17 protein-coding genes and 1 other RNA gene are annotated in these 20,763 nt (G+C 34.9%); 5 read left to right on the forward strand and 13 right to left on the reverse strand.

The features are described 5' to 3' along the window. Positions 1 to 37 precede the first annotated feature (37 nt). Positions 38 to 1,321 carry a fumarylacetoacetase gene (gene fahA / locus ACSV4D_RS16330; protein WP_439229106.1) on the forward strand — a complete coding sequence of 428 codons (1,284 nt, stop codon included), beginning with the start codon at positions 38 to 40 and terminating at the stop codon, positions 1,319 to 1,321. 74 nt (positions 1,322 to 1,395) lie between these two features. Here the strand turns inward: fahA and fsa are convergent, their stop codons facing one another. The 3 genes from fsa to ffs all read right to left on the reverse strand — a co-directional run bounded on the left by fsa (position 1,396) and on the right by ffs (position 3,322). Next, on the reverse strand, positions 1,396 to 2,052 hold the full coding sequence (gene fsa / locus ACSV4D_RS16335) for a fructose-6-phosphate aldolase (protein WP_071185856.1): 657 nt from the start codon (positions 2,050 to 2,052) through the stop codon (positions 1,396 to 1,398). A gap of 187 nt (positions 2,053 to 2,239) precedes the next feature. Next, positions 2,240 to 3,043: an SDR family oxidoreductase gene (locus ACSV4D_RS16340; RefSeq protein WP_439229107.1), complete on the reverse strand. Its 804-nt coding sequence runs from the start codon at positions 3,041 to 3,043 to the stop codon at positions 2,240 to 2,242. A gap of 181 nt (positions 3,044 to 3,224) precedes the next feature. Then, positions 3,225 to 3,322, reverse strand: an RNA gene (gene ffs / locus ACSV4D_RS16345) — signal recognition particle sRNA small type. Between the two features lie 88 nt (positions 3,323 to 3,410). Between ffs and ACSV4D_RS16350 the strand changes: the two genes are divergently transcribed. Continuing rightward, a complete protein-coding gene (locus tag ACSV4D_RS16350; protein ID WP_439229108.1) occupies positions 3,411 to 4,463 on the forward strand; it encodes a glutaminyl-peptide cyclotransferase in 1,053 nt (350 codons plus the stop codon). Between the two features lie 74 nt (positions 4,464 to 4,537). On the opposite strand, the gene ACSV4D_RS16355 is transcribed toward ACSV4D_RS16350, so the two are convergent. From ACSV4D_RS16355 to ACSV4D_RS16380, 6 genes are all read right to left on the reverse strand, one after another. Further along, the gene (locus ACSV4D_RS16355; RefSeq protein ID WP_439229109.1) at positions 4,538 to 5,446 is read right to left on the reverse strand and encodes a glycerophosphodiester phosphodiesterase family protein; all 909 of its coding nucleotides are present in this window, start codon (positions 5,444 to 5,446) and stop codon (positions 4,538 to 4,540) included. A gap of 1 nt (position 5,447) precedes the next feature. Beyond that, positions 5,448 to 7,022: a calcineurin-like phosphoesterase C-terminal domain-containing protein gene (locus ACSV4D_RS16360; RefSeq protein WP_439229110.1), complete on the reverse strand. Its 1,575-nt coding sequence runs from the start codon at positions 7,020 to 7,022 to the stop codon at positions 5,448 to 5,450. Positions 7,023 to 7,035: 13 nt separating this feature from the next. Further along, entirely contained in the window at positions 7,036 to 8,463 is a 1,428-nt protein-coding gene (locus ACSV4D_RS16365; RefSeq protein WP_439229111.1) for a SusD/RagB family nutrient-binding outer membrane lipoprotein, read from the reverse strand. 10 nt (positions 8,464 to 8,473) lie between these two features. Then, entirely contained in the window at positions 8,474 to 11,923 is a 3,450-nt protein-coding gene (locus ACSV4D_RS16370) for a SusC/RagA family TonB-linked outer membrane protein (protein WP_439229112.1), read from the reverse strand. A 73-nt stretch (positions 11,924 to 11,996) separates the two neighbouring features. Beyond that, entirely contained in the window at positions 11,997 to 12,926 is a 930-nt protein-coding gene (locus ACSV4D_RS16375; RefSeq protein WP_439229113.1) for a FecR family protein, read from the reverse strand. A 101-nt stretch (positions 12,927 to 13,027) separates the two neighbouring features. Continuing rightward, positions 13,028 to 13,585 (reverse strand): RNA polymerase sigma factor, encoded by a 558-nt coding sequence (locus tag ACSV4D_RS16380; RefSeq protein WP_408082636.1) that lies wholly within the window; start codon positions 13,583 to 13,585, stop codon positions 13,028 to 13,030. 239 nt (positions 13,586 to 13,824) lie between these two features. Here ACSV4D_RS16380 and ACSV4D_RS16385 point away from each other — a divergent pair, with 239 nt between their 5' ends. After that, positions 13,825 to 16,251: a TonB-dependent siderophore receptor gene (locus tag ACSV4D_RS16385; RefSeq protein WP_439229114.1), complete on the forward strand. Its 2,427-nt coding sequence runs from the start codon at positions 13,825 to 13,827 to the stop codon at positions 16,249 to 16,251. A 77-nt stretch (positions 16,252 to 16,328) separates the two neighbouring features. Here the strand turns inward: ACSV4D_RS16385 and ACSV4D_RS16390 are convergent, their stop codons facing one another. Next, a complete protein-coding gene (locus ACSV4D_RS16390; RefSeq protein ID WP_408082634.1) occupies positions 16,329 to 16,790 on the reverse strand; it encodes an OsmC family protein in 462 nt (153 codons plus the stop codon). 134 nt (positions 16,791 to 16,924) lie between these two features. On the opposite strand from ACSV4D_RS16390, the gene ACSV4D_RS16395 reads away from it, so the two are divergent. Next, on the forward strand, positions 16,925 to 17,371 hold the full coding sequence (locus tag ACSV4D_RS16395) for an META domain-containing protein (RefSeq protein WP_439229115.1): 447 nt from the start codon (positions 16,925 to 16,927) through the stop codon (positions 17,369 to 17,371). 19 nt (positions 17,372 to 17,390) lie between these two features. Next, the gene (gene msrB, locus ACSV4D_RS16400; RefSeq protein WP_439229116.1) at positions 17,391 to 17,837 is read left to right on the forward strand and encodes a peptide-methionine (R)-S-oxide reductase MsrB; all 447 of its coding nucleotides are present in this window, start codon (positions 17,391 to 17,393) and stop codon (positions 17,835 to 17,837) included. Between the two features lie 191 nt (positions 17,838 to 18,028). Here the strand turns inward: msrB and ACSV4D_RS16405 are convergent, their stop codons facing one another. The 3 genes from ACSV4D_RS16405 to ACSV4D_RS16415 are packed head-to-tail and all read right to left on the reverse strand — an operon-like array spanning position 18,029 to position 20,738. Then, positions 18,029 to 18,616, reverse strand: a complete 588-nt coding sequence (locus ACSV4D_RS16405; RefSeq protein ID WP_439229117.1) for a LutC/YkgG family protein — start codon at positions 18,614 to 18,616, stop codon at positions 18,029 to 18,031. Continuing rightward, positions 18,616 to 20,007 (reverse strand): lactate utilization protein B, encoded by a 1,392-nt coding sequence (locus tag ACSV4D_RS16410; RefSeq protein ID WP_439229118.1) that lies wholly within the window; start codon positions 20,005 to 20,007, stop codon positions 18,616 to 18,618. The genes ACSV4D_RS16405 and ACSV4D_RS16410 overlap by 1 nt, the downstream gene beginning before the upstream one ends. Beyond that, positions 20,004 to 20,738 (reverse strand): (Fe-S)-binding protein, encoded by a 735-nt coding sequence (locus ACSV4D_RS16415; RefSeq protein ID WP_408082629.1) that lies wholly within the window; start codon positions 20,736 to 20,738, stop codon positions 20,004 to 20,006. The genes ACSV4D_RS16410 and ACSV4D_RS16415 overlap by 4 nt, the downstream gene beginning before the upstream one ends. Positions 20,739 to 20,763 lie beyond the last annotated feature (25 nt).

Consider the following 20,763-nt stretch of genomic DNA (forward strand, 5'->3'; position numbering starts at 1 on the left):
ATTTGATATATAATTTTCAACAAAACATTAACACAATATGCCAATATCAGCCAACGATACCAAAAGAAAATCCTGGATTGAAGTTCCTGAAAATAGTGATTTCCCAATCCAGAATATTCCTTTTGGAGTTTTCTTAACAAAAGAAAATGTAGTGACGGTAGGAACCCGTATTGGAGATTCCGCAATTGATTTAGGAGCATTACAACAATTAGGATATTTTTCCGGTATCGAATTAACCGATGATATGTTCATGCAGGATACTCTGAATGATTTTATTTCAGACGGAAAAAAAACCTGGCGATTGGTACGCAATCGCATTGCTGATATTTTTGACGAAAACAATCCAAAATTGCGTGATAACACTTCACATAAAGACATTATTATTTTTAATATTGAGGAAGTAGAAATGCAATTGCCGGTCTTAATAGGCGATTATACTGATTTTTATTCCAGTAAAATTCACGCTTCCAATGTTGGAAAAATGATTCGTAACGAAGAAAATGCCTTGTTACCCAACTGGCCTCAAATGCCGATAGGCTATCACGGCAGAAGTTCTACAATAATTCCTTCGGGAATACCGGTTCACAGACCTATTGGGCAGACTTTACCTCAGGACGGCTCTACACCTGTTTTTGGAGCTTCGCGTTCCATAGATTTCGAATTAGAAACCGCTTTTATCACTACCGATGCAAATGTAATGGGCGAAATGATTCCTATCAGCGAAGCCGAAGATTATATTTTTGGGATGGTTTTATTGAATGACTGGACTGCACGTGATATACAAAAATGGGAATACATGCCCTTAGGTCCTTTTTTATCTAAAAGCTTTGCCAGTTCCATATCGCCATGGATTGTAACCATGGATGCCTTAGAACCTTTCAGAGTTGCCAGCCCAAAACAAAATCCCAGTCCGCTTCCTTATTTACAACAAAAAGGAAAACATTCTTTTGACATCAATCTGGAAGTAAGTATTGAACCTGAAAATGCTGAACCTACTATTGTTTCTAAATCTAATTTTAAGCACATGTACTGGACAATGAATCAGCAATTAACTCATCATACTTCGAATGGTTGTCGGGTAAATTCAGGTGATATGATGGGTTCCGGAGCTATTTCAGGACCAACAGAAGACAGTTACGGCTCTATGTTAGAATTGACCTGGGGAGGAGAAAAACCACTGAAATTGAATGACGGTACAGAACGTAAATTTATCAATGATAACGACACTGTAATCATTAAAGGCTTTTGCGAGAACAGCCAGGTACGCATCGGTTTTGGAGAAGTTTGCAGTAAATTACTTCCGCCGTTTGTAAGGAAATAAAAAAATAATTATAAATAAGAAGTCCCTTTCCGTTTTAACAGAAAGGGACTTTTTTATTGCTACAGAGTAACGAATTACTTGTTTCCTTTTTCGAAATCAGCAACAAACTGAGCCAATCCGATATCAGTTAATGGGTGTTTCAATAAACCGTAAATTGACGACAATGGTCCTGTCATAACATCAGCACCTATTTTAGCACAGTTTACGACGTGCATAGTGTGACGTACAGAAGCAGCAAGAATTTGAGTTTCATAACCGTAGTTATCATAAATATCTCTGATTTCCTGAATTAGGTTCAATCCATCAGTAGAAACGTCATCTAATCTTCCTAAGAATGGAGAAACATAAGTAGCTCCTGCTTTAGCAGCTAATAAAGCTTGACCAGCAGAGAAAACTAAAGTTACATTCGTTTTAATTCCTTTATCAGAAAAATATTTAGCAGCCTGAACACCTTCTTTAGTCATAGGTAATTTCACAACAATTTGCTCGTGTAATTCCGCTAATTCCTCACCTTCTCTAACCATTCCTTCAAAGTCCAAAGCGTTTACTTCAGCACTTACATCACCATCTACAAGATTACAAATGTCAACATAATGTTTTAAGATGTTATCTTTTCCGGTGATTCCTTCTTTAGCCATCAAAGACGGGTTTGTAGTTACACCATCTAATACACCTAAAGATTGTGCTTCTTTAATTTGAGCTAAATTAGCTGTGTCAATAAAAAATTTCATAATTTATATATTTAATTGTTTTTAGATTTCCTTTAAAAAGTGTTTATTTAACACTTAAAATTTATTTAATGCTCGCAAATTTACAATTTATATTACTTAGTTGAATTATTTTTATTCAATTCTTTTAATTCATCACGTATTTCTTCCAAAACGTTTAAATAAATCATCTCAAAATAATTCTGCCTTATTACAATTTATAATGATTCATCAGCATTTTTTCATATACCTTATCCGGTAATACACGTTTTAATACAATGGAGAATTTTTGCAAAAATGCACCTACCTTATAATGTACATTAGGATTTTTGTTTTGAATAATGTTGTAAACCGCAGCGGCCATATCATCTGGATTACTCCCACTGTCCACGTGTTCGTCCATCATTTTCAAAGTATTTCCATAAGGAATCTCATAAGCAGATCCTTTAATCAAAGGCGCATGAAAACGTCCCGAAGCAATATTAGTGGCAAAATCTCCCGGAGCTACGTTTGTAATATGAATCCCAAAAGACTTCACTTCCATTCGTAAAGCTTCGGTTATTAATTCTAAAGCTCCTTTGGATGCTGAATAGACACTTCTATATGGCAAACCCATATATCCCGCAATCGAAGTGACATTAATTATTAATCCTGATTTTTGCTCACGCATTTGTGGCAACACCGCTTTCATCACTTCAATAGGACCAAAAAAATTGGTTTCAAAATTATTCTTGATTTCCGAAGTTGGAATTTCTTCTAACGGACCTGTTATTCCTACACCAGCATTATTTATTACCACATCAATCCTTCCTGATGTAGCAATTATTTTAGCAACAGCCCCTTGAATACTTTCAATATTTCTAACATCCAGAGTTACTAAAGGAAAAACAGAATTCAAAACCTTTTCAGGATTTCTACTGGTACCATAAACTGTAAAGCCTTTGTGATGTAAAAATTCCCCAATAGATTTTCCTATTCCTGAAGAACCACCGGTAATCAATACGACTTTGCTCATTTTCTTAAGTTAAAAAGTTATGGGTTATGAGTCATGAACTATGGGTTATGTGTACACACCTAACTTCTAACTCTTAACACTTCCCAAAAGGGTAAAAATAAAAAAATCCTCCCGAAGGAAGACTACTTTTGTTCTATTTCTGAAAAAAATCTGACTTGCATTAACAAACAGATTAAATAAAAAATGGCAAGCGACCTACATCGCACCGCTCAACCGCTTACCCTTGCTATGTTCCCATCCTGGGGGAGTCAGCAGGAGCTGGTCGTGTAGGACTTGCCGGTGCAAATATACAATCTTTTTATATTTTTGCAAGCGCTTTTGTATGCTTAAAATAACATTGTATATTAGACTTTTTAAAATTCACATCATGAAAAAACATAACTTACTATCTTTCATTTTATTAGGAACCCTGTTTTCTAATTGTGGAGATACAAAAAAAAGAGAAAATACTATATTTAATTTTGACACCTCCAAAATTTCGGCTCAATATCAGCCGCAAGAAACGGTTGATTTGGCTATTTTGAATCCAAAATCCAAGCAAGTCGATAGTATTGTGTACTATGTTAACGATGCTAAAGTTAAAACGGTAAAAGGATTAGAGAAACTTTCTTTTGAACTTAAAGATCAAAAATTAGGGTATCAAAATATCAAAGCCTTAGTTTATTTTGAAGGTGAAAATGCTGAAACTACAACCAGAATTGAAGTGGTCTCGAATGTTACTCCCAAATTATTAAAGTACAAAATTGTTAATACATATCCACATGATACCGCTTCATTTACCGAAGGTTTAGAGTTTTATAAAGATACTTTATACGAAAGCACAGGGCAAAAAGAGAATTCTTATTTTAGAAAATACGATTATAAAACCGGAAAAATTTTCCAACAAATCGACTTAGAAAAAGGGAAATATTTTGGAGAAGGAATCACTTTTATCAATGGAAAATTATTCCAACTAACCTGGCAGGAAAAAACAGGTTTTATTTATGATGCCAATACCTTAAAACTGGAAAAAACGTTTGCTTACACCAAAGATATTGAAGGCTGGGGAATGACTAATGACGGCAAATACATTTACCAATCGGACGGAACAGAGAAAATCTGGAAGATGGATCCTGAAACGCAAAAAATGGTGGATTATATTAACGTATATTCGGGAAGTGCTAAAATTAAATCGGTAAACGAGTTAGAATTAATCAATGGCAAATTCTATGCTAATATTTGGCAAAAGGATGCTATAGCTGTTGTAAATCCTGAAAGTGGCGCTGTTGAAGGAATTATTGATATGTCAGGATTAAGAAAACTGATTAAAGCAACTACTGAGGATGTCTTGAACGGAATTGCATACAACCCTAAAACAAAAACTATTTTTGTTACCGGAAAAAACTGGGATAAAATGTTTGAAATAAGCGTTTCGGAATAATTATTTCCTGATAGAAATCTAAAAAATCGTCTCGTTTTTTTAGAACGAGACGGTTTTTTTATGCAAAATTTCAGCTAGTAATTATGAGACTGATTCAATAGCCGTTCGGGATAATCAGTTATTATACCGTCTACTTTTAAATCAAGCATTTTTTGTACATCCTCCTGATTATTAACCGTCCATGGAATAACTTTAATATGCTTTGCTCTTAGTGAATCTAAAAACACAGCACTTACTAATTTATAATTTGGACTGTAAATCTGAGGTTTAAAAGTCAGTTCCCTGAGGTTTTTATCAATCCCTGGTTTAGAAGTTAACAAAGCTATTTTAACCTTTGGATATTTCTTATGCAACACATTTAAAAGATAAGGATCAAAAGACTGAATATTCATAAATGATTCGATTCCTTTTTCCTGAATAACTTTCATCACTAAATCAACAAATTCCTCCGGCTGTGGCTGACTGATACCGTATTCTTTTTTTTCAGATTTGATTTCGATATTATACCTCACTCTTTTATAATGATTTTTTGCTATTTCTTTTTCAACACTATCAATTACCTCAGCCAGTAACGGTTTGTATGTTTTTAACTTTTTCTGTTGTGGAAAAAGAGGATTTCCATTAGAACCACTATCAAAGTTTTTGATACTGTCGTAATTCATTGCATATAAGTTATAGGTTTTCTCTTTTTCTTTTGCAATAGCGAGACCATCGGGAGTTGTCACATACAAAGAAGACATAAAAGCTTCATGGGAAACCACTACTTTTTTATCTTTAGAAATCACCACATCCAACTCGATTACATCTGCTCCTTTATGGATAGCACTTAAAAAGGCCGGAAGTGTATTTTCGGGAAAATTTCCCCGATCACCACGATGCCCCTGCACTTCAATATGCTGTTTTTTGAACGCCTCTTTTTTAGTTTTACATCCAAAAAAAACTACAAAAAACAACAGCAGTACACTTATTTTATAACTATTCATTTTATAATGTATCAATTCTGTAACTTCCGCTTGCGGTATGTGTTTTCCCAAACATATCTGTAGCTTTTATTTCTACTTTATGCGTTCCTAATTCCAGATTGGCAGGGATTTTTCCTTTCCAGACATGGGTTGAAGCGGAAGGATCAGAAGACCTTCTTCCCGGCATTAATTTTTCCGCTAAATCCCATTCGTATACTAATTCTACATACGAAGGATCGGCTTCTACAACGCGTTCCATGGCTTTCCATTCGCCATTATCAACCCGGTAAACCAATTGATCATTTTCTCCTCCCATAAAGAAATTAACGTACAATGCCGATTTCGTGTTTTTCCCTTTGGCAACCACTTTAGGTAAAAAAACATTCATTTGATGTTCTTTTTCTTTTCCTGCTGCTTTATAATCCACTGTATACGTATTGCCTTTGAAATGAATAAACGCATATCCTTTAGGAGTTCCGTCGCGCATTACTGAAATAGGAATTCCTTTTTTGTCTAATTTCCCCGAATACCAGTCTCCTGAAGTGGTTCCTACATTGTAATGATGATGCGGTTTATTTTGCAGCCAGCCTTGTTCTTTTCCTAAAAAATCCTGACGTTGTAAATGAGTATGTGCCGATAAAGACAAGGTATTAGGGAAATCTTTTAGCAAAGAAAATAATTGCTCACGATCGGCATCTCTAAACGAATCATCTTTGGCATCAAGTTCACTTATTGGAATATGGAAAGCCAGTACAATCAGGTTATTTTTAGGTACAAATTTTAAATCATTTTCAATAAATTGCAATTGTTCCGGGGTAAAACCTCCCCAATAGCCTTTGCTGTCTCTGGGATCCGGATATAATACATCATCCAAAACTATAAAATGTACTTTTCCATAATTAAAAGCATAATTAGCAGGTCCAAAATGCGCTTCGTAAGTTTCATCGGCCAAATCGTCCCGGGTAGCATCAAAATTAAGGTCGTGGTTCCCTAAAAGATTGTACCATGGAATTCCAACTTTTTTTACTGTTTGAATATAAGGATTGAACAAACTTAAATCATTGCCTACAAGATCTCCCATACTAAGACCAAATGACACATTCTTAACACCTTCCACCTCAGCCACAATTCCTCTGTAAAAATAATCCACCTCTTCTAAATTATAAGGCTGTGGATCACCAAAAATAAGTGCTGTAAATTGTTCTTCTTCCTTTTGAGGAATCAAAGCAAAATCCACCGATTCAGGTAATTTACCTGTTGGATCCACACCCTCAAATTTCATTTTGGGAGAACCTGAAGGTTTATGAATATAAAAAAACTGCGGCTTGTTATTCTCGTCGATACGAACTCTGTAAGCTGCCGGTTTTATTACTGTAATAATAGCATCATTTTTAAGGGGTAATTCATACTGCCCTTTATTATCCGAAAGCACTACTTCAACCCCATTGCTTACAGCAACATTAGCAATTCCTTTTTCGTTTTTGTCTTTCTTTCCGTTGTTGTTTTTATCTTCAAAAACAACGCCTTTTACCGTATGCTGAGCAGAAACAGCCAGCGTAAAAAACAGCATTATACTGCTGATAATATTTTTTTTCATTTTTTATTTTTTATTAATTATCCCACCATACTTTAGTATTAATATCATCTGCACCTATCATCTGCACCGCTTCCTTATAATTGTCTACATTATACAGTTGCTGGTCAGTAGGAAAAGTAAATCGGGACGGCATAACAGCATTGTTTCCCATGGCTGCAGTTGTAGGCAAAACAGGTAAACCGGTTCGGCGGTATTCAAACCATTGCTGATAATCTGTAAAGTAGAGTGCATAATACTTTTGCAACATGATTTGCTCCAGTGTTCCGTTGTATTGCACTACAGTATTATCAAAATAATTTGCAGGCATCACCGCTTTTACTTGTTCAACAGCTGCTTTAATTCCGTTTTTATAATGAGTTTCTGCATCAGAAATAAAACCGCGTTGGGCTAATTCGGCTTTAATGAATTCAACTTCTGCATACGTTAATAAGAAGATTTGCATAGGATTTATAACTTGTGCCTGCATTAAAGTAGAAGCATTGTATTGAAATTGAGAATCGGCTCCTTCATACCCGCTTGGTATTCCTTTATATCCAATAGCATTATTTTGTAAATCTCTGGCAACTGTTGCAATAATATTCCTTCTTGGGTCATTAAAATTATTAAGATTCTCCAGGAAAAAAGAAGCCATTTTAGCTCCTAACGGAAAATCCTGAGGTCTTCCCCATGGCGATACATTAGGTGTCACTCCGGTAACCTGCAATATTGCGGACTCGGCTGTATTGGTAAAAACAGGATACTTAACAGCGTCTTCTGCCATTGTTTTTAATTTGGCAAAAGCATTCGTTTCTGTTCGGTTGGATATTCTTAGCAGCAATCTCATGTGAAGAGAATTAGTGAATTTTTGCCACTTTTTCACATCGTTATGAAACAAAATATCTTCGGCATATATCATCGCTTTAGTAGTGTACATGGCATTGGCTTTTTCTAAATCAGCCAAAATAGTTTCATAAATAAATTGTTGGGTATCATACTTTGGATATAAAATACCATCCTCCGAACGTACCGCTTCTGTCATTGGAACAGGACCAAAAATATCGGTAAGATTAGCATAAACCAGTGCATTAAGAGTTAGTGCAATTGCTTCATAATTAGCATCTTCATATTTTTGAGCAGCCATTCGCATTTCTCTGATATTAGCCAGATATTTATAATAGGTATTCCACGAAGAGTTTCCTATACTGGGACTGACATCATATCGGTGCAGACCTCCGGAAACACTGGGAAACGGCAGAGAAACCTGCATTAAATCAAAAGTTACACTCGCACTTCTGGTAGCATTATGTGAAGCAATTCCGTAAATTATCGGGTTTAACAATGTTCCCGGACTGATAGCCGAAATCCTGTTAGGGTCATCATTAACATCTTTAAAATCATTTGAGCAAGCTGATACTAAAAAAAGCAGCGCAAAAGTTGCAACTAAATAGTTTATTCTTTTCATTATTTTTAAATTAGAAATTTACTTTTAAATTAAATCCATAACTCGCCGGTGATGGCATTTGTCCCATTTCGAGCCCTGGCAAAATAGTATCCCCGTTTAAGGCTCCTACCTCAGGATCATAGATTGGAAAATCACTTATTACAGCCAAGTCCCTACCAAAAACACCTAACTGAACCGATTCCAGATTTGTATTTTTCAACCATTTTTTAGGAAAATCATATTGTAAGCTTACTTCACGTAGTTTAGCAAAAGAAGCATCAAAAGAGTTTGATTCTATATTTGCCCTGCGGTAATAGCGCGTGTACCAGTCCGGAGTACCTGCCTTTGTGGTATTAGGGGAATAAGAACCGTCACTATTCAGGACTACACCGTCCCCAATTATAAATCCGTCTTCTCTACCCATATAAGTAGAAGTCAGTTTTCCTTGTTCCATTAATTTATGGTGTGTTTGCGAATACACGATTCCACCATACTGACCGTCAATAGTCACTCCTATTCTAAAATTTCCAATAGTAAAATTATTGACAAATCCCGCTTTCCAGTCCGGACTTGCATCTCCTATATACTGAATTTCTTCCGGATAGGCCGGTAATCCCGCAGCATCATACACAATTTTGCCTTCCGGAGATCTTACAAATCCAAATCCGTAAATAGCAGTAGCAGTCCCTCCTACTTTTGCAATAATAGAAGCAGTACCCCCTTCGCCAATAATTTGTTGTCCATTAATTCCATCCGGCAGATCCATCACTTTATTCCAGTTGCGGGACCAGTTTAACGAAGTTTTCCATTTAAAAACTTTTCCGTCAAAAACCTTACCTCCAAAAACCAATTCCACTCCCCGGTTTCTCACTTCTCCTGCATTTAAAATCGCATCACTATATCCTACACTCCAGTCCAGCGGTACTTTAATAATTTGATTTTTAGTTCTACTTTCATAAACTGTTGCATCAAAATTTAATCTTTTATTCAGCATTAAAAGCTCAAAACCGGTCTCAAAACTGGAAGTAATTTCAGGCTTAAAGTTTTCATTATTCTTTAGAGAAGGTAATATTGCTGAACTTGCGAAAGCATTTTGGTCATAATATTTTTTGGTTCTGTAAGGCTCTGTATCATTTCCTACCTGAGCAAATGAGAATCTGTATTTAAGATAATTTATACTTTTAGGCAAATTCAGCATTTCTGAAACTATTAAACTGGTATTCACCGAAGGATAGAAAAAGGAATTGTTTGCCTCAGGAAGTGTACTCGATTTATCATTTCTTCCTGTTACATCAATAAACAATAGGTCTTTAAAAGAAAAAGAAACCAAACCATACAAACTATTTACTTTTTTGTATCTGTCTCCGGCTGAAATATTAGGCATATTCACTCCGTTAGAAAGTTTATACACGTCCGGAACCACTAATCCTTCCACACTGGCACTTAAGCTTTTATACTTATAACTTAAAGCATTTCCTCCAAAAGAAGCTGAAAGTGAAAAAGCCTCACTAAATTTCTTTTTGTAAGACAATAAAAAATCGGAATTGGTTTCTGTTTTGGAAACATCCTGTCTGCTGAAATATCCTTTCGCATAGCGATTTATACTATATGGTCTGTATTGTTCCCTGTTTTGGGTATAAGTATTTATAGCGGTTCGTACCATTAAGTTCAGATTAGGTAATAAATCAATCGTCGCGGATATATTCCCCACCAGCTGGTTGCTTTCCAATGAATTGGTCGCTTCGTAAGCAATAAGATATGGATTGTCGATATAAGAACTAAAAGGATGTACCTGTGCAATATTCTCTGCTCCTTTTTCCCAAATTGGTCGGTACCAGTCTAAAGGGATATTAGGTTGCTGAAAAATCATAAAATAAGCAATCGAACCATTATTATATCCGGTTGAAGGCAAATTGTCACTACTTCTGTTGTTATAATTCACAGAAGTATTCAGTTTTATTCTATTAGAAATCTGATAGTTAGCATTTACAGCAGCAGTAATACGTTCAAAACCGGTATTAGGCATAATCCATTCATTTTTAGAGTGCCCAAAAGAAGCACGCATAGAACCGTTTTTATCGCCTCCTTGTAAGGAAACATTATTATTTATGGTAAAACCTGTTCTCCAGAAATCTTTGCGATTGTCTTTATAAGGTTTCCATAACTCTCTCTCTGCTGACTGACCTTCTGTTACAGGATCGTATTGGTAAAAATATTGTCCTTCAAAGGCAGGTCCCCAGGCTGAACTTGTTCCTCCTGTGCTTGTCCCGTCTGCTGAACTTCCATACGAATAATACGGATTTCCGTCTTTATCAAATGATCGTCCTGTTCCCTGACCGTATTTATACTGGTAGTCCGGCCATCTCTGGATGACATCGAAAGTAACCCCTGAATTCAGAGTAACACCAAAACCCTTTGCTTTTTTCCCTGATTTAGTCGTGATAATTAAAGCACCATTGGCAGCTCTGTTTCCATAAAGTGCTGTTGCTCCTGCTCCTTTTAAAACAGTAACACTTTCTATATCATCTAAGTTTAAATCGGAAATTCCGTTACCGTAGTCTATTGGAGAATCCTGCCCCATATACGCACTACTTGAACCTGAGGTAGTCATTTCAGTATTTACCGGAACACCATCCACAACAATTAATGCATAATTTCCTTTAGGATCTAAGGAGTTATTTCCTCTTAAAGTAATTTGTTGTGAATTTAAAGGTCCTGATCCGGTTGAAATAATATTTAAACCTGCTACCTTTCCTTTTAATCCTGAAGACCAGTTATTAGGTGTTGTTTGTGCTAAACTTTCTGATTTTACTGTTTCCTGTTTAAATCCCAAACGTTTTTCTTCACGTTTAATTCCCAGTGCTGTTACTACAACTTCATTTAATTCATTCGTATCCATCTTCAGTATTACTTTTACTAAAGCAGAATTGGTTACTTTAACTTCTTTTGTTGTAAAACCTACATAGGAAATTACTAAAACAGGATTTGGAGTATTTACATCAATAGTAAAATTTCCATCAATATCAGTCATAGCACTATTCTGAGTATTTTTTTCCAAAACAGAAACCCCTGGTAAAGGCATTCCCTGTTCATCAGTGATCATACCTTTTACTGTTTTCTGAACCTGATTTTCTTTGATAACGCTTACAGTATTGTTGATTTTTTTAAATATAAATCCTGTCTTATCAGCGATTATTTTAAGTACCTGATCTACACTTTCATCTTTGGTTTTTATAGAAATGTGCTGTGAAGTGTGTGCTATCTGTTCATCAAAAACAAATGTTAATGAACTTCTTTTTTCTATAGCATCAAAGACTTCGGTGATGGAAGCATTTTGAATATCTAAAGAAATTTTGAGTTGTTCTTCCTTCGAATAAATTTTTCCGGAAGCAAACAGTGAAGTCAACATAAAAAAAATGAAAGAAAAATGGTAAAACTTTTTCTTTAAAAACTGATATAAAAATTGTACGTTTGTGTTCATTAGTATGGGCTATATTTTTTTAGTCATTTAATTAAAACCTGTTTCTGTTGCAACCAGAAACGGGTTTGTTTTTTTAATAATTAGTGGTATCTCTTCTTATAATAATTTTGTTTTTAGTTAAATAATCGATTTTTATTTTTTTTACAAAAGCAATACTGGCGAGTACATTATCCAGTTTTTCTTCTTTAAATTTTCCGTTAATTATTAATTTTTCCAATTGTGTATCTTCAAAAACAATATCTACATTATACCAGTTCTCTAATATTTTTGCAGTTTCTGCCAATGTGGTCTGTTTTAGAATAATAATATTATCAACCCAGGCTATTTTCTCTCTGCTCTGTTCTTTAGTAACATTGAAAACAGCATTTTTAAAATCGGCCTGTTGATTTTTCGTCAGAATAACTTGTTGTCCTGAATAAGCATTCAGTGCTACAGTACCGGTCAGTACGCTGACTTTTGTAGGGTTTTCCGAATAGGAATTAATATTAAATGAAGTCCCTAATACTTTCAGGGTCATATCATGCATGCTTACAATAAACGGTTTTTCAGGATTTCTTTTTACTTTAAAATAAGCTTCCCCAGTGAGTTTAATATTTCGTGTTTCTCCGAATGTTTCAGGATAAGAAATACTGCTGTTTCGGTTCAATACTACGATACTGCCATCTTGCAAAATGATTTCTTTTTTTTCTCCTCTGTTTGTGATCTGAACAACCTGACCGGGAACTAATGACTGTTTAATCAGAAAACCTATTCCGATTGCCAGAACCAAAACAGCAGCCACTCGCTTTATTTTTACCGACAGTGTTTTTTTTCTGATTTTAGTTCTGGCAGCATAAACCGCATCTGCCATTTTCTGTCCTTTTTTATCCGAAAGCAAAACGATATCCATGTTGGCTCTATGCTGCATTTCCTCCAAAAATGTTTCTACATTCCTTTTTTCGGCATCATTGCATTCATTTTCGGCGTATTTTTTTGCAATGATTCTAAACTGTTCCTGATTCAAAATAATATGATTTTAACTATAAGTCACATTTTTCAGAACAAACAAGTAGTGGAATCTTTAGCCTTAACTTTTTCTTAAAACCAATAGAAATCCGGTTAACATTAAAGAAACATTTGGTGTAAATGAGAAGAAATTGTTGAACGAAGTGTTTTTAAAGCATTACTAATATGCTTTTCAACTGTATGAATAGAAAGATTGAGTTTACTGGCAATTTCCTGATTGGAATATTCATCAAAACGACTCATTAAAAAAACTTCTCTGCACTTAGGAGAAAGCTCATTGACGCGCATCATTATTTCTTTTTCAAAATCTTTATACTCAATATCATCAATGGTATTGGCAGAGCTACCTATAAATTCTAAAACATCAAGATGTTCCTGTGTAAATTTTAAATCCCTGATATGATTTGCTATTTTATATTTAACAGCTTTAAAAAGATAAGATTCTAAATTCAATACCGTTGCAGTTTCAATATTTTTCCAAAAGCTGATAAAAATTTCCTGAACAATATCTTCACAAACTTCTTCTTCTTTAAAGATATTATAAGCATAAGTGTACAGGCGTTTCCAATATCGGTCAAAAATCACATCAAAGGCTAAATTATTGCCTTTTTTAAGCCGAAACTGCAGCTCTTCATCTGACATTGATTTTAAATCCATTTTCATAATGACAAATAAAATCAATCTTTTGTACTGCCGCTAATTATTGATTTTAAGTTTTTGTTAACTCTCTTTTCATTTGGTTTGTATCAAAAATCTTCTGATATAAACATCCGAAATACAGTAATTGACATCAAAAAAATAAGTCTATATTGATTTTATTTAGAATAATTAAAAATAATTTGTTTAAGAAATATTTAGCATATACTTTTGCAGAATAATTTTAAATCACGTTTTAAATGAAAATGATTCATCTGCAAAAAGTTTTATTCTCGCTTCTGCTTTTAACTTCGGTTCATATGATTGGACAAAATTTTGGAAGGATTAAGGGAAAAATTACGCTGAGTGACAATTCACCTGCCGAAAGTGTAGCGGTAGCTCTAAAAAATACAAAATACAATACGATTACCAACTTCAGTGGGCAATATGAATTTAAAAATCTAAAGCCCGGGGAATATATTTTAAGTATTAATGGTATAGGAGTTAAGGCTATCACCGAAACAATTACGATAAATGCAAATCAGACTCTTACTAAAAATTTTAAACTTAACGAGAGTAAAGAAGAGCTGAATGAAGTGATTATAAAAAGAAGCAAGTACAAACAAAACAACCCATCATTATCCTTGCGTTTGAATACCCCGGTTTTAGAGATTCCGCAAAATATTCAGATTATTAGTGGTCAGACTTTGCAAGATCAGCAAATTACAAGCATGAGCGATGGTGTAATTCGAAATGTAAGTGGTGCTGTCCGCTTAGAACACTGGGGGGATTTGTATACTAATATTACGATGAGAGGTTCTCAGATACAAGCTTTTAGAAACGGATTTAATGTGGTATCTTCTTTTTGGGGACCACTTACTGAGGATATGAGTTTTGTAGATCATATTGAATTTGTAAAAGGTCCTGCAGGATTTATGCTTTCCAGTGGGGATCCAAGCGGACTTTACAATGTAGTGACTAAAAAACCAACCGGAATTACAAAAGGCGAAGTATCAGTAATGGGAGGAAGTTATGACTTCTACAGAGCCAGTATAGACTTAGACGGAAAATTAGATAAAAAAGGAAAATTATTGTATCGCTTTAATGCTATGGGACAAAACAAAGGTTCTCATCGTCATTTTGAGCAAAATGACCGTTATGTAATTGCTCCGGTAATTTCTTATCAGCTTGATGATAAAACTAAAATCACAGCTGAATACAATTACCAAAGAGCCAATATGACTGAAGTGGGTTCATACTATGTTTTTGGTCCTCAAAATGAGGGTTATGCTACAAGACCTATTGATTTTACAATGACGCAGCCAGGTTTACCGGACACAAAAATTAATGACCACAGCGGTTACTTATTATTAGAACATAATTTTAATCCAAACTGGAAACTGACTGCACAAACATCCTATTTTAAATATTTACAACAGGGATACAGCTCGTGGCCATCACTAGTAGGTCCGTACAGTATTGATACAAATGATGATGGTAATGTTGATACTCAAATATTAGACTCCGGGGAAATTATAAGAAATGTAGCTATCTGGGATGCTGAAAGCAATATGTATTTAGGACAAATGTTTCTAAACGGAAAATTCAATACCGGAAATGTTTCTCATAAAGTATTAGGAGGAATCGACTTAGGAAGCAAAGATTACATGGCTGATTGGGGACAATCACACGATTTAGATACCCTTGAAGATCCTTTTAATGTTAACAATCCTGATTATGGAACACCACCAAATGGATTGCCTGATTTTGATCGTGACACCCCTCTAAAAGAAAGAGCTGTAGGTTTATATGGATCAGAATACGCAGCAGGTTACATTCAGGATGAAATGGGATTCTTTGAAAATAAAGTACGTTTAACACTTGCTGCCAGATATACCTGGATAAAGCAAACCAGCAGTTACAGCGATCCGCTTTCTGACAGTCATATTACACCTCGTGCAGGATTGAGTATTTCACTTACACCAAGTACGTCGGTATATGGTTTATATGATCAGGCATTTTCTCCACAATCCGGAATTATTAAAAATGGAGATGATGTAAAACCATTAACCGGTAATAATGTAGAATTCGGAATTAAACAAGACTGGTTCAACGGCGCATGGAGCACCACATTTTCTGCTTACAGTATCTTAAAGAAAAACGAATTAACATCAGACCCTAGTAACACACCTCAGCAAAACTTCAGCGTAGTTTTAGGTGAAAAAAGAGCCCGTGGAATAGAGTTTGACCTAAGAGGTAAAATTGTTGAAGGTTTGAATTTAATTGCTAATTATGCCTTTACAGAATCTATTGTAAAAGATTCTAATGTAAGTTCTATTATTGTTGGATCTACTATTCCGGGTTTTGCTAAACATACCGCTAACGCCTGGCTGAACTATACCATTACTTCCGGAACACTAAAAGGATTAGGAGCTTCTATAGGAGGAACTTACCTTGCAGGAAGACAAACAGATACCTGGTCACCAAGCAAAGAAAATCTTCCTGACTACTTTAAAATGGACGGAGGGTTATCTTATGAAACAGGGAAAATAAAAATTACTGCCAATGTATTTAATATTTTAGATAAATACCTGTACAGTGGTTCCTATTATGAATGGTTAGATGCCTATTACTGGCAAACGGAACAACCAAGAAATTTTAGAGTTGGTGTAACATACAAATTCTAAAACAATAAAAATACACTTTTTAGTGCTAAAAGGCTTGTAATCTATTAGGATTTACAAGCCTTTTTTTATCAGCTCTATTAAGTATTAGATACCGGAAAATGCAAAATGGGAAAATTACAGGAATTAGCAATAAAACAAAGTTCATTTGCTTTTGCATGTAACTTTAAAGCCAGGTCTGTCTTTTCTTTTTCTTTAATACTAACTTTAGGATTTAATCGTATCTCTATAAAGCGTCCTGAGCCATTTTCTAAAACTTCAAGTGTACCTTCTGCACAATCCTGATAAGAAACCACCTCAATTCCATTTTGTGAACACACGTATAAATATGACATCATGTGACAGGAAACCACACTACTCAGCAACAAGTCTTCCGGATTAAGTAAACCCGGATCCCCTTTAAAGGCTTTAGCTGCCGAAATATTTAATATTTCTTTACCTTTAATAGAAATCTGATGAGTTTTAATATATTTTTTCGAAATCAAATCTGTTTCTTCTGAAACGGAATCCCAGTTTAACTGTGCTTTGAACAAATGTTTCATGTTTCTAATGTAATTTTTGAAAATCAAATATAACCAATAATTACTGCTCTTGTAATTCTAAAAATTAGGGAATTATAAACAGAGAATGTGTAAATGCTTTTTTATATTTGTAAAACAACTATAAAACTCCCCAAATGAAATATTCTTTCAAAACAATTAGCTTATTATCTCTTTCCATACTATTTTTTTCCTGTAATTCAACTAAAAAAGTAAAAGACGATAAAACAAATGCAGTAACAGAAAAATACTGGAAACTGATTGAAATCAGAGGACAAAAAGTAACTGCAGATAATTTTGCAAAAGAGCCGTATTTAATCTTAAAATCTACTGACAACAGAGTCAATGGAAACGGCGGTTGTAATTCTTTTTCAGGAGAATATGAATTACAGAAAGAAAGCAACCGGATTGCTTTTTTTAAAATAGCTTCTACCCGCATGGCCTGTATTAAGCCTACAGTAGAGGAAGCTTTTTTTCAGGTTTTAGAAACGGCTGATAATTATGTTATAAAAAACGATACTTTGCAACTCAACAAAGCCAGAATGGCTCCAATCGCAAAATTTGTAGCGGTATATTTAAAATAAATTAAAAAAAACAAGCGGTATGTTAAACTGGAACGATTTAATAAAATTTGCCACACATGGTAATCCTACTCCACCCAAAAGAGTAGAAAAGACAGTAGATGAATGGAAAACTGAATTAACGGATGAAGAGTTTTATGTAACCCGCCAAAAAGGAACGGAAAGAGCACATAGTTCTGAATTATGTTCTTTATTTGAACCGGGAAGATATGCCTGTAAATGTTGTAAAACTCCTCTTTTTGACTCTACTACCAAATTTGAAAGCGGAACAGGATGGCCTTCATTTACACAGCCCATTGCTGTGGAAAATGTAGCATATCATAAAGATGTGAGTTTTGGAATGATTCGTATCGAATGTGTTTGCAATGTTTGCGATGCCCATTTAGGTCATACATTTCCTGATGGACCGGAACCAAGTGGATTGCGCTATTGTATCAATGCGGTTTCGATTGAGAAAATAAAAGAGTAATTGTTACACAAAAATTTTCAAAGAATTCACGGAGTTTCGTTAAGCTTTTAAAAGATTGTTTTAACTTCTGTATTTTAATATTTCTTTGAGTCTCTCTGCGGTTTACTTTATGAAGCTTTACATTACAACTAAAACAAAAAAATCGCTTCGATAAAACACGAAGCGATTTTTTTTATATCAAAAAGAATAAATTATTCCATCAAAAAGACTGTTAATCCTCTGGCTCCGTGAGCTCCAAGAACTAATGATTGCTCAATATCAGCCGTTTTAGAAGGTCCTGCGATAAAAGTCCCAAAACCATAATCAGCATCACCAATGCGCTCATAAGCCTGTTGCATAAAGGGAACAATATCTTTCTTATTCACTATAATAGCCAAATATTGCGGAATAAACGGAGAAACTCTTTGTCCTAAGATGTCGTCTGTTACCCAAAGAGCAGAATTCTCAGCCACACCAAAATGTGCTCTTATAATAGCTAATTCAGCATTCTCTAAAGTATGCGGATCATCGTTAGTCCAATTAATTTCTGCAAAATCAGCAAATTCAGGAAGTGTTGTAATTTTTCTTTTATCTGCCGGATAATGCTTTGCAATATAAGATTTAACTTCATCTAAACCAGCTACTTCTTCACAAAATCCTCCAATACCTTTTAATACCGTTTTATAGGTTTCAATAACGTCAATTTTGTCTAATCCTAAAAAGCCAAGCCCTGGTAATTCGCTGACTGATGCAGGTTGGTTACTTTTTATTTTACTTAAAATACTATCTCTGCTGCTCATTATTTTTTATCTTTAGATTCTTTTGCTTTTCTGGCATACCATTCTCTAAATGATTCTTCAGGAGGAGCCGGCATTTCTCTTTGCTTATACCAGGCATTCAGATTATTATTTACCATAAAAGGCATATTCTTCATTACAAATCTTCCTGTTTTACCAGCAATTTTAAATACGGTTGGATTTGCTAAAACAGCCGACATTCCTTTCATAGCCATCGTTTTAGAAGTTGGCGTATACCCTCCTTTAACTAAAACCTGACGCCATTTATACAACTGATCATGAATATCAATTTTTACCGGACATACATTCGAACAAGAACCGCATAAAGTACTTGCAAAAGGTAAATCAGCATTCTTTTTCATATCTAAATTAGGTGCCAAAATTGAACCAATAGGTCCTGCAACTGCATTATGATAACTATGTCCACCACTTCTTCTGTAAACCGGACAGGTATTCATACAAGCACCACAACGGATACATTTTAGAGAATTTCTAAAATCTTCACGTCCTAGTTGGGTACTCCTTCCATTATCTACAATTACGATATGCATTTCCTGACCTACTCTTGGTTTCTTAAAATGACTTGAAAAAGTAGTAATAGGCTGACCTGTAGCACTTCGGGCTAAAAGTCTCAGAAAAACACCTAAATGTTTACGCTCCGGAATTAATTTTTCAAATCCCATACAGGCAATGTGAACATCGGCAAGATGTGCGCCCATATCAGCATTTCCTTCATTGGTACAAACCACAAACTCTCCTGTTTCAGCCACCGCAAAATTTACCCCTGTAAGTGCTACTTTTCTGGTCAGGAAAGTATCTCTTAAATGCTGTCTGGCTGCTTCAGTTAAATATTGAGGATCGTTATTCCCTTTTTCAGTATGCAAATGCTCGTGAAAAGTTTCACTCACATCTTCTTTTTTTAAGTGAATCGCCGGTAATACAATATGACTGGGCGGTTCCTGTCTTAACTGAACAATGCGTTCCCCTAAATCTGTATCAATTACTTCAATTCCTTTTTCAGATAAAAAATCATTCAAATGACATTCTTCGGTAAGCATAGATTTTGATTTTACCATTTGGGTAACACCATGCTTTGCAATAATCGAATGCACTATTTTATTGTGTTCAGCTCCATCCGCTGCCCAGTGTACAATGATTCCGTTTTCTTTGGCTTTAGCTTCAAATTCCTGCAAATAATGATGCATATTTGAAAGCACATTGTTCTTTATTTTAGAAGCGGTATCGCGAAGCGCTTCCCATTCCGGGATGGCATGAGCCGATTTATCTCTCTTGGAACGAACAAACCAAAGCGTATCATCATGCCAGTCCACGCGTTCTACATTTTTATTAAAAATGGCTGCTGCTTTACTGTGTTCTATTACGTTTTCTTTCATATTGAGTTTAATATTTCTGCAATGTGAATTACTTTTATGTTACTTTTTTGTCTTTTTAAAATTCCTTCTAAATGCATTAAACAAGACATATCTCCACCAGTGATGTAATCTACATGATGTGCTGCATGGTCTTCAATACGATCCTGTCCCATTTTTACAGAAACAGCTTCTTCAGTGACACAAAAAGTACCACCAAAACCACAACATTCATCTTTTCTGTCTAAGGAAACTAAATCCAGTCCTTTTATATTTCTTAATAATTGTTCCGGTTTAGAAAAAGGAGCTGCATTTAATTCACTCATTTGAGAAAGCTTTAATCCACGCTGACCGTGACAACTTTGATGCATTCCTACCTTATATGGAAAATTTCCTTCAATAGATTCTACCTTTAATACATCGGTTAAAAATTCTGTTAATTCATACACATGTTTTCTGATATGTGTAGCAGCAGCTTCATTCTCTTTCGAATGAAGGTGTTCCTTCACATGCATGGTACAACTCCCCGAAGGACAAACGATATAATCAAATTCAGAAAAATTATCCACAAAATTCGTGTCACATCCTTCCGTTAAATGTGCATAGCCGCTATTAGCCATAGGCTGACCACAGCAGGTCTGATCCATCGGAAAACTCACCTCACATCCAAATTTTTGTAATAACTCTAAGCTTGCAATACCTATCTGAGGATAAAACTGATCCACATAACAAGGTATAAAAAGTCCAACTTTCATATACTGATTTTTATTTTTTTTAAAA

The organism is Flavobacterium sp. ARAG 55.4 (genome assembly GCF_051846875.1).
Classification (GTDB): Bacteria; Bacteroidota; Bacteroidia; order Flavobacteriales; family Flavobacteriaceae; genus Flavobacterium; species Flavobacterium plantiphilum.